Here is a 12,883-nt window from a genome sequence, read left to right on the forward strand (position 1 = left end):
GCCCCATGCAGGAACCGGGCACCCCCAGACGCCATCTCCTCGCCCTCGGTCTCACCGCCCCGCTGGCGGCGGCCGGTACGGGTCTGGTGGCAGCCGCGCCCGCCACCGCGCGCTCTCGCCGGGCCGCCCGCGTCGGCGCCCGCGCCGGCCACCCGTTCCAGGACCCCGGACTGCCCTTCGAGGACCGGGTGGAGGACCTGCTGGGCAGGCTGACCCGGGGCGAGAAGATCTCTCTGCTCCACCAGCAACAGCCCGCCGTTCCCCGGCTCGGCCTCCGCTCCTTCCGCACCGGCACCGAGGCCCTGCACGGACTTGCCTGGCTCGGCAAGGCCACCGTCTTCCCACAGGCGCTCGGCCTGGCCAGCACCTGGAACCCCGCGCTGATCAAGCGCGTAGGAGCGGCCGTCGGCGACGAGGCGCGCGGCTTCCAGCACGAGCGGCCCGAAGGCTGGGGCCTCAACCTGTGGGCACCGGTGGTGAATCTGCTGCGTGACCCGCGCTGGGGGCGCAACGAGGAGGGCTACTCCGAGGACCCGTATCTGACCGCTGCCATCTCCGTCGCCTACGGCACCGGCCTCCAGGGCGAGCATCCGCGCTATCTGAAGACAGCACCCACCATCAAGCACTACCTCGCCAACAACACCGAGCGGAACCGCTCCACCTCCGACTCGGTGCTGCCCCCGCGGGTCCGCCACGAGTACTACGAGGCCGCGTTCAGGCCCGCGTTGACCGCCGACGCCGTCACCGGCGTGATGACCTCCTACAACCTCGTCAACGGGCGCCCCGCCACCGTCAACCCGGACCTCGACGACGCCGTACGGAAGTGGGCGGACAAGGACCTGCTCAATGTCACCGACGCGGACGCGCCCAACAACCTCACCGGAGGACAGGACTACTACCCCACCCTCGCGGAGGCGGACGCCGCGGCGCTCAAGGCGGGCATCGACAGCTTCACCTCCGACGGCAAGGAGCCCGGCAAGACCGTCAAGGCCCTCACCACAGCACTGGAGAAGGGGCTGATCAGCGAGTCCGACATCGACACCGCCGTACGGCACATCCTCGGCATCCGCTGCCGGCTCGGCGAGTTCGACCCCGACGGCGGGCCGTACGGCAAGATCTCCAAGTCCGTCGTCGACAGCCCCGAACACCGCGCCCTCGCCCGCGAGACGGCGCGGGAGGCGATCGTGCTGCTGAAGAACGCCCCGCTGGAGGGCGACAGCGCGCTGCTTCCACTGGACGGCGAGAGACTGAAGAAGGTCGCCGTCGTCGGCCCGCTCGCCGACACGCTCTACACCGACTGGTACTCGGGCTCCCTGCCGTACGAGGTCACCCCACGCGAGGGCATCAAGGAGCGGCTCGGCTCGGCCGGAAAGGTCACCGGGGGAGAGGGCGTCGACCGGATCGCGGTGAAAAACGCCACCACGGGTGCGTATCTCACCGCCGGCAGCGGCGCGGACGGCGCCGTCCTCACCGAGAGCGGCACAGGTGCGGGCAGCACTGCGCAGTTCGACGTCTTCGACTGGGGCCAGGGCATCGTCACCCTGCGCAGCGCCGCCAACGCCAAGTACGTCGGCTACGACGGCAAGGTCTTCCGCAACGACCAGGAACAGCCCGGCGGCTGGTTCGTCCAGCAGCAGTTCGCGCTGGAGAAGCGCGGCGAGGGCACATGGCTTGTGCGCTACGCCGGATACGACACCCTCACGGACTGGTTCGGCCCCAAGAAGTACCTCAAGGCAGGCGACGAGGGGACCGTCACACTGGTCGCCGAGGCGGACGCCACCCGGTACGAGGTGGAGACCGTACGCGACGGCGTGGCCGAGGCGGTCGAGGCCGCACGCGATGCGGACGTGGCCGTCGTCGTGGTCGGCACCATGCCCGCCATCAACGGCCGCGAGGACCACGACCGTACGGACATGGCGCTCGCCGAGGGGCAGGCCGCGCTGGTCAAGGCCGTCCACCGGGCCAACCCGCGAACGGTCGTCGTGCTGGAGACCAGCTACCCCGAGACGATCACCTGGGAGCAGGCACACATACCCGCGCTCGTCTGGACCACCCACGCGGGCCAGGAGACCGGGAACGCCCTCGCCGACGTGCTGTTCGGCGAGCACAACCCGGCCGGGCGGCTCACCCAGACCTGGTACCGCTCCGCGGACGACCTGCCGGACCTCCTCGAATACGACGTCATCAAGGCCGACCGCACCTATCTCTACTTCCGCGGCGATGTGCTCTACCCCTTCGGGCACGGGCTCTCCTACACCACGTTCCGGTACGGCGAACCGCAGCTCTCCACCCGCACGCTGGGGCCTGACGGCACCGTGACCGTCTCCGTGCGGGTCACCAACACCGGCCGCCGTGACGGCGACGAGGTCGTCCAGCTCTACGTCCGCCGACGCGGCTCCCGCGACAAGCAGCCGTTGCAGCAGTTGCGCGGCTTCGAACGTGTCCGGGTGAAGGCCGGCCGCTCCACCACCGTGCGGTTCAAGCTGCGCGCCGCCGACCTCGCCCACTGGGACGTCACCCGTGGGCACGAGGTCGTGGAGAGTGGGGAGATCGAGCTGCGGGTGGGCGCTTCCTGCGGCGATATCCGGGGGCGTACGACACTGCGGGTGCGCGGTGCGGAGATTCCGCCGCGGGATCTGTCCCGGACCACTCGGGCCGCTGACTTCGATGACTACCGGGGCGTTCGGCTGGTGGACGAGAGCAGGGCGCGCGGCGAGGCGGTGGGCGCTGTCGCGGACGGCGCATGGGTGGTCTTCCGCGATGTCGAGCTGGGGTCCGGTGCGCGGAAGTTCACCGCGCGGGTCGCCCGGGAGGAGCGGGGCGGCGGGAGCCTCACCGTGCGGCTCGGCTCGCCGCGGGGGCGTGTGGTCGGTACGGCTTCGGTGCCGAGTACCGGTGATCGCTACGCGTACGAGAGCGTCACCGCGCGGTTGCGGGGTGCGCACGGTCGGCACGACGTGTACCTGGTCTTCTCGGATGCGATGCGGCTGAGCACCTTTTCGCTGCGTTGAGAGCTCGGGTGGAGCTGTTGTTTGGCGGCTCAGGTGCGTTGTGGCTGGTCGCGCCCACGCGGCGGAGCCGCACATGAACACAGCCCCGCGCCCCTTCGGGGCGCCCCCCTTCGGGTCTCGTACCGAAATGGAGATTTGTCCGCTATGCAATTCCGTCCCGTACTTTCCGTGCTCACGGCGAGCACGGTGGTCGCTCTTGGGCTCACCGGGTGTGCTGCCGTTCCGGAGCCCGGTACCGTCACCGTGCTCAACTCGGCCACCGATACCGCCGAGCACACCAAGAACCAGAAGTTCTTCGACCGCTGTGCGAAGAAGTTCGGGCTGCGCGTGGAGCAGAACAGCGTGCCCGCCGACCAGGTGTCCTCCAAGGCGCTGCGGATGGCTTCCTCGCACTCGCTGCCCGACATTCTCGAACTCGACGGGTCCGAGCTGCCGCAGTTCGCGGAGACCGGTGGGCTGCGCAGCCTGCGGGACCTCGGGGTGCGCACCTCCGGGCTGTCCCGCAGCGGGGTCTCCCTCGGTTCCTTCGAGGGGACCCGCTACGGCATCGCCCGCTCCGTCAACTCCCTGGCGCTGTACTACAACCCGGACCTGCTGAAGAAGGCAGGCGTCGAGGTGCCCCGGACCTGGGAGGAGCTCCGGTCGGCGGCGAAGAAGCTGTCCGGCAACGGCACCTACGGGCTCGCCTTCAGCGCCAGCCCGAACGCCGACGGCGTCTACCAGTTCCTGCCGTTCTTCTGGTCGGCGGGCGGCGACGAGGCGCGGCTGAACAGCGGCAAGGGCGAGGCGGCGCTGCGGCTGTGGAAGGACATGGTGGCGGACAAGTCCGTCTCCAAGGCCGTCGTCAACTGGAACCAGCAGGACGTCAACGACCAGTTCGTCGCGGGCCGCACCGCGATGATGGTCAACGGGCCCTGGCAGGTGCCGGTGCTGGAAGCGCAGCACAAGGTGGACTGGGCCGTCGCCAGGTTCCCCGTCCCCGAAGCGGGCGGCAAGGCCGTCACCCCGGTCGGCGGCACCGTGATGACCGTCCCCAAGAGCGACGACAGCGAGCGTGAGAAGAACGCCGCCAAGATTCTCAACTGCCTCAACACACCGGGAAACCAGCTCGACTGGGGCGAGGCCGTCAACAACGTCCCCACGCGTGCCGCCGCCGCGCGCACGTACGCCCGACAGAACCCCAAGCTCGCCCCGTTCGCCGACCTGGTGACCACGGCGCGCTCCCGCACCGCGAAGGTCGGCACCCGCTGGCCGGCGGTGAGCGACGCGCTGGCCGGCGCCTTCCAGTCCGTACTCACCGGCGGCAGCAGCCCGGAGGCGGCCCTGCGCCGTGCCCAGCGGCAGGCGACGGCGGGGGAGTGAGGAGCCCAGCATGAGTACCGTCACAGCCCCGTCCGTCTCCGCACCGGCCGCAGGCGACTCCGGAGCGGTCGCCCGCGGCCGGGCCGGCGGCCGTCGCACCACACTGCTGCGCTGGCTCTTCATCGCGCCCGCGCTGCTCTACATGGCCGCCTTCTTCGGCTACCCGCTGGTGCGCAACGTGCTGATGAGTTTCCAGCACTACACGCCCACCACCTACTTCACCGGCGAGGCACCGTTCAACGGCCTCGACAACTGGCGGGCCGTCTTCTCCGACCCGCTGTTCACCGACGCGCTGTGGCACACGGCGCTGTTCACGGCGGGTTCGCTGCTGGGACAGTTCACCCTCGGGCTGGCGCTGGCCGTCTTCTTCTCCCGCCGCTTCCGCCTCTCCCGCTTCGTACGGGCGGTGCTGCTGCTGCCGTGGCTGGTGCCGATGGTCGTGGCCGCCGTGGTGTGGCGGCGCATCCTCGACCAGGAGCACGGCGTCCTCAACGCGGCCCTGCAGACACTGGGTCTGACCGACGGTGGCGTGCCCTGGCTGAGCAGCCCCGATGTGGCACTGCTGGCGGCCGTGCTCGTCAACATCTGGATCGGCATCCCGTTCAACATGGTCATCCTCTACGGCGGACTCCAGGAGATCCCCCGCGAGTTGTACGAGGCGGCTTCGCTGGACGGCGCCGGGCCGTGGCGGGTGTTCCGCTCCGTCACGCTGCCGCTGCTCCGGCCCGTGATCACGGTCGTCCTCGTACTGGGCTTCATGTCGACGGTGAAGATCCTCGACCTGATCCTCGCCCTCACCTCGGGCGGCCCCGCCGACGCCACCCAGACCCTGGGCACCGTCACCTACCAGATGTCGTTCCTGCGCCTCGACTTCGGCCAGGGTGCCGTCGTCGGCAATGTCCTCATCCTGATCAGCGCGGTCTTCGCGGTGCTCTATCTGCGTGCCAACCGCGCCGACTTCGGCACCGGGAAGTGAGCGAAGTGAGCACGAGACCTCCGACAACCGCCCGCACCACCGGCCCCGGGACCGCCCGCAGGATGCGCGGAGCCTGGAACACCGCAGCGGCGCTGCTGATCCTCGCCGTGCTGCTCTTCCCCGTCTACTGGATGCTGGTCACCGCGCTGCAGCCGTCCTCGGGCATCGAAGCGGACTGGTTCCCCACCTCGCCGGGGCTCGACAGCTTCCGCGCCGCGCTGGACAGCCAGGGCCGGTCCCTGCTCACCAGCCTCGGCGTCGCGCTGGGTGCCGTGGCGGTGTGCCTCGCTCTGGCGGCTCCCGCGGCCTACGGGCTGGCGCAGTTCTCGCTGCGCGGCGGACAGGCCGTCGTCTTCACCACGCTCATCACCCAGATGGTGCCGGGCATCGTCATCGCCAACGCCCTCTACAGCGCCTACGCGGAGCTGCGGTTGGTCAACTCCTACCTCGGACTGATCCTGGCCGACGCCTCGCTCGGACTGCCGTTCTCCATCGTGCTGCTGCGCGCCTTCATGGTCTCCATCCCCGGCGAAGTGGTGGAGGCGGCGCTGGTGGACGGTGCCAACCGGTTCACCGCGTTCGTCCGCGTCGTCCTGCCGATGAGCCGCAACGCCCTCATCACGGCAGGGCTGTTCACCTTCCTGTTCGCCTGGTCGGACTTCATGTTCGCGCTGACCCTCAACACCACCGACGACGTCAAGCCGGTGACACTCGGCATCTACCAGTTCGTCGGCGCCCACGTCAGCGACTGGGGCGCCGTCATGGCCACCGCCGTGCTGTCCGCGGTGCCCGCGGCGGTGCTGCTGGTCGTCGCACAGAAGTACATCGCCGCCGGGATCACCGGTGGGTCGGTCAAATGAGCAACGCCTTCCCCGCGCTTCCGGCGGACTTCGTCTTCGGGGCCGCCACCGCCGCCTACCAGATCGAGGGGGCCCACGACGAGGACGGGCGTGGGCCGTCCATCTGGGACACCTACTGCCGCGAGCCCGGCCGGATCGAGGGAGCTGCCAGCGGTGACGTGGCCTGTGACCACTACCACCGCTACCGCGAGGACGTCGCGCTGCTGCGCGAGCTGGGCGCCGGCAGCTACCGCTTCTCCGTCGCCTGGCCGCGTGTCCAGCCCACCGGCACCGGGCCCGCCAACCGGCGTGGCCTGGACTTCTACGACCGGCTCACCGACGAACTGCTCGCCGCGGGCATCAGTCCGGCCGCCACCCTCTACCACTGGGATCTGCCGCAGCCGCTGGAGGACCGGGGCGGCTGGCGGGTGCGGGAGACGGCGCAGCGCTTCGCCGAGTACGCGGCGCTGGTCGCCGCCCGGCTCGGCGACCGGATACCCCGCTGGATCACCCTCAACGAGCCGTTCTGCAGCGCCTTCCTCGGCTACGCCACCGGCCGGCACGCACCCGGCGCGCGGGAGGGCCGCGGCGCCCTCGCCGCCGCACACCATCTGCTGGTCGGGCACGGGCTGGCCGTGCGTGCCCTGCGCGCGGCAGGAGTGGCCGAGGCCGGCATCACCCTCAACCCCGACCGGCTGCTGCCCGCCACCGACTCGGCGGCCGACCACGCTGCCCTGCGGCGGGCCGAGACGCTGCACAACGAGACCTGGCTCGACCCGCTGTTCGCCGGGCGCTATCCGCGCGGTGCGGCGGAGACCTGGGGGCCGCAGGCCGACGGCTCCTGGCGCCTGGACGGCGACCTGGCGCTGATCGGCACCCCGTCGGACTTCGTCGGCATCAACTACTACCGCCCGATCACCGTCGCCGACGCGCCCTACCGTGACCCGGACCCGGCAACCCGTACGGCCACCGACATCCGCGTCGCCGAGTGCCCCCGCGACGATGTACGGCACACCACCATGGGCTGGCCCGTCGACCCGCACACCCTCACCGACCTGCTGACGGACCTGACGGCGCGCTACCCGGCGCTGCCGCCGCTGCTGATCACCGAGAACGGCTCCGCCGAGGCCGACACCGTCACCCCCGACGGGCGGGTGCACGACACCGACCGTGTCGACTACCTGCGCGGCCACCTGGCGGCGGTGGCCGACGCGATCCGCGCCGGCGTCGACGTACGCGGCTACTACGTGTGGTCGCTGCTGGACAACTTCGAATGGGCGCGTGGCTACGGACAGCGCTTCGGCCTCGTCCACATCGACTACCCGACCCAGCGGCGCCTCCCCAAGGACAGCTACCACTGGTACCGCGACCTGATCGCCGCCCACCACCGGCACCACACCCGGCAACAAGCACCCACCGCACAGCACACCGGAGAGCAGGCCGCCCGATGAAGTTCACCGACGGCTACTGGCTGATGCGCGACGGCGTCCAGGCGTCGTACCCCACCGAGATCGCCGACGCCCGTGTCACCGACGACGGCTTCACCCTCTACGCCCCCGTACGGCACGTCCGGCACCGGGGCGACACCCTCAACGGCCCGCTGCTGACCGTCGAGTGTTTCTCACCCGCCGAGGGCGTGATCGGCGTCCGCACCACCCACCACGCCGGTACGGTCGACCGCGGCCCGCACTTCGCACTGCGCCCCGGCCAGGACGAGGACGACGCGCCGGGCAAGGTCACCCACGACGGCTCGCTGCTCGAACTGGCCAGCGGCGACCTGACGTTGCGGGTCGACACGGCGGCGCCGTACCGGCTGGAGTTCACCGCCGACGGCCACACCCTCACCTCCGTGGAGGCACGCGGCACCGGCTACGCCACGACGGCCTCGGGCGCCCACCACTCCCTCGCCCAGCTCGCGCTCGGCGTCGGCGAGCTGGTCTACGGGCTCGGCGAGCGCTTCACCCCGTTCGTCCGCAACGGGCAGAGCGTCGACATCTGGCAGGCGGACGGCGGCACCGCCAGCGAACAGGCGTACAAGAACGTCCCGTTCCACCTCACCAACCGCGGCTACGGCGTCTTCGTCAACCACCCCGGCAAGGTGTCCTACGAGGTCGGCTCCGAGGCCGTCGGCCAGGTGCAGTTCAGCGTCGAGGGCCAGTCGCTGGAGTACTACGTCATCCATGGCCCCACCCCCAAGCAGATCCTCGACCGCTACACCGCGCTCACCGGCCGCCCCGCACTGCCCCCGGCCTGGTCGTTCGGACTGTGGCTGTCCACCTCCTTCACCACCTCCTACGACGAGGAGACCGTCCGCAGCTTCGTCCGCGGCATGGCCGAGCGTGACATCCCGCTGGGCGTCTTCCACTTCGACTGCTTCTGGATGCGCGCCTACCAGTGGTGCGACTTCACCTGGGACCCGGAGGTCTTCCCCGATCCGGAGGGCATGCTGCGGCGGCTCAAGGAGGACAACGGGGCACAGGACCTGAAGATCTGCGTCTGGATCAACCCCTACATCGCCCAGAAGTCCCCGCTGTTCGACGAGGCGGCCCGGCTCGGCCATCTCGTACGGCGGCCGGACGGCAGCGTATGGCAGTGGGACCTGTGGCAGGCGGGCATGGGCCTGGTCGACTTCACCCATCCCGAGGCGCGCGCCTGGTACGCGGGCAAGCTGCGCGGGCTGCTCGGCCAGGGCATCGACTGCTTCAAGACCGACTTCGGCGAGCGGGTGCCCACCGATGTCGTCTGGCACGACGGCTCCGACCCGGAGCGGATGCACAACTACTACACCCAGCTGTACAACCGCACCGTCTTCGAGACCCTCACCGAGGAGCGCGGCGAGGGCGAAGCCGTCCTCTTCGCACGCTCCGCGACCGCCGGCGGCCAGCAGTACCCGGTCCACTGGGGCGGCGACTGCGAGTCCACCTTCGGTGCGATGGCCGAATCGCTGCGCGGCGGCCTCTCCCTCGGTCTGTCCGGGTTCGGCTTCTGGAGCCACGACATCGGCGGCTTCGAGGGCGACCCCGCTCCCGCGCTGTTCAAACGCTGGGTGCAGTTCGGACTGCTCTCCTCGCACAGCAGGCTGCACGGCAGCACGTCCTACCGGGTGCCCTGGGACTTCGACGAGGAAGCCGTCACCGTCACCCGCGACTTCACCCGGCTCAAGCACCGGCTGATGCCCTACCTCTACCGCGCCGCCCAGCAGGCCGCCGCAAACGGCACCCCGGTGATGCGGGCCATGCTGCTGGAGTTCCCCGACGACCCGGCCTGCCACACCATTGACCGGCAGTACATGCTCGGCGACGACCTCCTGGTGGCCCCGGTCTTCACCGTGGACGGCACCGTCGAGTACTACGTACCGGACGGCGAGTGGACCCATCTGATGTCCGGCGAGCGGATACCGGGCCCCGGCTGGCGGCGCGAGCAGTACGGCTTCGACAGCCTGCCGCTGCTGGTACGTCCCGGCGCGGTACTTCCGTACGGCGAGCGGGACGAGCGCGCCGACGGCGACTGGGCGCACGGGGTCACTCTGCGCGCCTACCGCCTCGGCGACGGTGCCATGGTGACCACCCGGGTGCCGCGTCCACGCGCCGCCGACGCCGTCTTCCGCACCCGGCGGTACGGGCGCCGGATCACCGTCGAGGCGACCGGCGCGCCCGGACCGTGGCACCTGCTGCTCGTGGGCGTCCGCGCCCACGCCCCGGACGGAGTCGACGTGACGGCCCGTCACACCGACGAGGGTACGCTGCTGACGGCTCTCGACGGCTCGACGGAACTGACGGCACTGCTCGCCTGACGCTTGCCCGGCATGGAGGGCTGGCAGCACAGTGCAGGGGACGCGCCCCGAAGGGGCGCGGGGAACTGCGCGCTCAGCCACGATGCACCCGCAGTCGGCAAGCGTCGGACAGGGGCACCCCGCGCCGGGGGCACCGCATCACCGGGTGACCCTCACCTCCCGGTCCGCCGCCTCGGGCGTGGCGGCGGACCGCGGCACCCCGACCCGCGCGGACGGGGCCGCATCGACCACCTCCGCGGGCTGCTGCGCCGCCACATGGCGGCACACCCCCGCGACCAGACGAGGTGCGGTAAAGGCGGCGCCGTGCACGAAGCGCATCGCCGGGCCGAACGTCGGCGCCGTCAGCAGCCCCGCGAAGAACAGCCCCGGGTGCGAGGACTCGAAGTCCTGGCTCACCCAGGGGGCACCGCTGTTGCCGACCCGGCGCAGTGTCTCCTGCAGCGTGGAGTCCAGCAGCCCCAGCCGGAACAGATCCGGGACGAAACCGGTGGCGGCCACCACGTGCTCGGTCGCCAGCGTCCGTGCCGTCCCGTCCGCCGCCTTCAGCCACAGCCGGACCCGCTCGCCCGGCCCGCCGCCCACGCGGCGGATGCCGGTCGTACGGTCCGCGGCCGTGACGGTGTGCCCCAGCAGCACCGGCACGGTCGGCTCGAACCGCTCCCGCAACCACCAGGCACCCGCCGGTCCGAGGGCGTGCCGGGCGATGTGCAGCCGTACGGGCGCGGGCAGCCGCCGTACCGCGCCGGGCCGCCGCGACCACATCCAGGTCGGCCAGCCGGTGCCCAGCGCGCTGTGCGGGTCGTACAGCTTGGAGAGCCGGCCGCGCTCCAGCGGCCGTGGCGGCGCGTTCCACTTGATGCGGGACGCGCGGGCCACCACGCGCGGCTCGGCGCCCGCCTCCGCCAGCAGCGCCGCGGTCTCCAGCGCCGCCTGCCCCGCCCCGACCACCGTGACGTCCTGGCCCCGGAACCGGGTCAGCTCGCGATGCTGGGTGCTGTGCGTGACCAGACCGGCGGGGAGACCGCGCAGCACGGTGGGCCGATATGCGAACGGCATGACGCCGATGGCCAGCGCGACGGTCCGCGTCGTCAGCTGTTCGCCCTGATCCGTACGGATCCGGAAACCGGAGGGGTGCGGGGCGAGGTGCGTGACGGTCATCTCCTCGGCGGGCGGCGCCGCCTGCCGGCCGAACCAGGTGCCGTATTCGGCGAAGGTGTCCAGCGGCAGCGGACGGCCGTGCCCCACCTCGATACCCCGGTCGGCACAGTAGGCGGTGAGGGTGTGGGTGCCCTCCGGGTCGGAGAGGGCGGAGGCGCTCGGCTCGGACTTGAGGAACATGCCGCGTGGCATGTGGTCCCGCCAGGAGGCCATCGGCCTGCCGAGCACCCGCAGGCGCAGCCCCGCCGCCGCGGCGTGCGAGGCGATGGACAGTCCGTAGGGGCCGGCTCCCACCACTACGAGGTCGTACATGGGTTCCTTCTCTCTGTGTGCGGTGTGGGCTTGGGGTGTCGTACGGGTGGGCTTTCTGGGCTGGATGGGGAGTGCGAGAGGGGCGAAGGGGGTGTGGGACGCACGGGGTGCGCGGTGTGTGCGGCGGCGGGGTGCGGGACGGCCACCGTCCGTCTCCGGGCGGCCGTCGCGGCGCGCAGGGCCTTGCCGAGGCCGCGCCCCAGCCAGCCCGCGGCCATCGCGGCGAAGGGCAGCGGATCGTCGGCGGCGAACCAGGCACGCTCCACCGGCCCGCGCGGCAGGTGCACAGTTGCCGGGCCGCCGGGCGGGCGCGGGCCCAACAGCGCGGCGAGCAGCGCGTAGTTCTCCACGACGAACACCTGGGCAGGGCCGCGCGGCTCACCGGGCCTCCGGCCGACGGATGCCCCCGGTACAGGCCGCCCGGTCAGATGCAGATGCTGGGCCCGGACCACGTCGAGTCCCGCTTCGTCGGTGAAGAGCCGGAACTGGGCGCCGGGCCGCGGGTTGAAGTCCACCAGGTGGTGGACGCCGGTCGCCGGATCGAGCCGGAAGTCGAGGTCGAGGATGCCGCGGTAGTCCAGCGCTGCCGACAGCTGCGCCGCCGCCTGTTCGACGGGCGGGTTGGGCAGCCGGCGGCCGACGGCCGTCAGGCCCGTGTACGGCGGCCACGAGCGTTCCTTGCGGCCCGCACCGGAGACCAGGAACCGGCCGCCCTCCGCCGCGTAACCGTGGAAGAACCAGTCGACACCCGGCGCGTCCGGCAGTCGGCGCTGCAACAGAAGTGCGCTGCCTGCCTCTTCGGACCGTTCGAACAGCCGCGCCGCTTCCGGCGCCGTCCGGACGAGCGCGGTGCTGCGCAGACCGGTCGGCAACAGCCAGGGGCGGCTCCACTTGGCCACCACCGGCAGACCGAGCGCCGCCGCCGCGCGGCCCGCCTCGTGGGCGCTGCCAGGCAGCACGGTGGTGGGGTGGGCGATCCCTGCGTGCGCGCAGACGGCGGCCAACTCGGCCTTGTCCGCGAGCCGGGCGGGCAGCCCGGGCTCGACGGCAGGCAGCAGATAGCGCCCGCCGAGCCGGGGCGCCAGCCGGGCTGCGGCGATCGCCCCGTGGTCGTCCAGCGGCAGAAGCACGGCGGGCCTGCCGACCGCATCGGAGACGTCGAGCAGCGCGCGTTCCAGCTTCGCCTCGGACAGCGCATCGTCCGCCCCCGAGCCGCCCGCGCGGGCCGCGGCACTCGGCAGGGTGTGCACCCGGTGCAGGAAGCGGCTACTGCCCACGGGTCCGCTCGCCGAGCCGAGCAGGGCGTGCACCTCCAGCCCCGCACGCCCCAGCGACCGGGCGGCGCCCAGGGTGCCGTGGTGGTACGGGTTCGGATCGAGGCGCAGCAGCAGCGCGGGCACGTCCGTGGCGAACGACGGCATGGGGCATGTCC

Annotated in this window: 8 protein-coding genes; 6 read left to right on the forward strand and 2 right to left on the reverse strand. The window is 71.7% G+C overall.

Annotated features, from left to right (window positions below; translation table 11 throughout):
* Positions 1-5 precede the first annotated feature (5 nt).
* From ACTWP9_RS05520 to yicI, 6 genes are all read left to right on the forward strand, one after another.
* Positions 6-3,011 (forward strand): glycoside hydrolase family 3 C-terminal domain-containing protein, encoded by a 3,006-nt coding sequence (locus ACTWP9_RS05520; RefSeq protein WP_443244817.1) that lies wholly within the window; start codon positions 6-8, stop codon positions 3,009-3,011.
* A gap of 144 nt (positions 3,012-3,155) precedes the next feature.
* Complete coding sequence (locus ACTWP9_RS05525) at positions 3,156-4,373, forward strand: sugar ABC transporter substrate-binding protein (RefSeq protein ID WP_443244818.1); 1,218 nt, start codon at positions 3,156-3,158, stop codon at positions 4,371-4,373.
* 10 nt (positions 4,374-4,383) lie between these two features.
* Complete coding sequence (locus ACTWP9_RS05530) at positions 4,384-5,349, forward strand: carbohydrate ABC transporter permease (RefSeq protein WP_443244819.1); 966 nt, start codon at positions 4,384-4,386, stop codon at positions 5,347-5,349.
* Between the two features lie 62 nt (positions 5,350-5,411).
* Positions 5,412-6,209: a carbohydrate ABC transporter permease gene (locus tag ACTWP9_RS05535; protein ID WP_443244849.1), complete on the forward strand. Its 798-nt coding sequence runs from the start codon at positions 5,412-5,414 to the stop codon at positions 6,207-6,209.
* The gene (locus tag ACTWP9_RS05540; RefSeq protein ID WP_443244820.1) at positions 6,206-7,639 is read left to right on the forward strand and encodes a GH1 family beta-glucosidase; all 1,434 of its coding nucleotides are present in this window, start codon (positions 6,206-6,208) and stop codon (positions 7,637-7,639) included. Before ACTWP9_RS05535 ends, ACTWP9_RS05540 begins: the two co-directional genes overlap by 4 nt.
* Positions 7,636-9,981 (forward strand): alpha-xylosidase, encoded by a 2,346-nt coding sequence (gene yicI, locus ACTWP9_RS05545; protein ID WP_443244821.1) that lies wholly within the window; start codon positions 7,636-7,638, stop codon positions 9,979-9,981. Before ACTWP9_RS05540 ends, yicI begins: the two co-directional genes overlap by 4 nt.
* 138 nt (positions 9,982-10,119) lie before the next feature.
* Here yicI and ACTWP9_RS05550 read toward each other — a convergent pair whose 3' ends face one another.
* A complete protein-coding gene (locus ACTWP9_RS05550; RefSeq protein WP_443244822.1) occupies positions 10,120-11,451 on the reverse strand; it encodes an NAD(P)-binding domain-containing protein in 1,332 nt (443 codons plus the stop codon).
* On the reverse strand, positions 11,436-12,883 hold a 1,448-nt coding region (locus ACTWP9_RS05555; protein ID WP_443244823.1), incomplete at its 5' end, for a carboxylate--amine ligase. The genes ACTWP9_RS05555 and ACTWP9_RS05550, both read right to left, overlap by 16 nt.

Origin of the sequence: Streptomyces sp. 3N207, from assembly GCF_052246355.1 — a bacterium.
GTDB lineage: Bacteria > Actinomycetota > Actinomycetes > Streptomycetales > Streptomycetaceae > Streptomyces.

Coding starts and splice junctions, on each gene's coding strand:
- ACTWP9_RS05540 (WP_443244820.1), top strand. CDS start 6,206: ATGAGCAACGCCTTCCCCGCGCTTCCGGCGGACTTCGTCTTCGGGGCC.
- ACTWP9_RS05535 (WP_443244849.1), top strand. CDS start 5,412: ATGCGCGGAGCCTGGAACACCGCAGCGGCGCTGCTGATCCTCGCCGTG.
- ACTWP9_RS05525 (WP_443244818.1), top strand. CDS start 3,156: ATGCAATTCCGTCCCGTACTTTCCGTGCTCACGGCGAGCACGGTGGTC.
- ACTWP9_RS05550 (WP_443244822.1), bottom strand. CDS start 11,451: ATGTACGACCTCGTAGTGGTGGGAGCCGGCCCCTACGGACTGTCCATC.
- ACTWP9_RS05520 (WP_443244817.1), top strand. CDS start 6: ATGCAGGAACCGGGCACCCCCAGACGCCATCTCCTCGCCCTCGGTCTC.
- yicI (WP_443244821.1), top strand. CDS start 7,636: ATGAAGTTCACCGACGGCTACTGGCTGATGCGCGACGGCGTCCAGGCG.
- ACTWP9_RS05530 (WP_443244819.1), top strand. CDS start 4,384: ATGAGTACCGTCACAGCCCCGTCCGTCTCCGCACCGGCCGCAGGCGAC.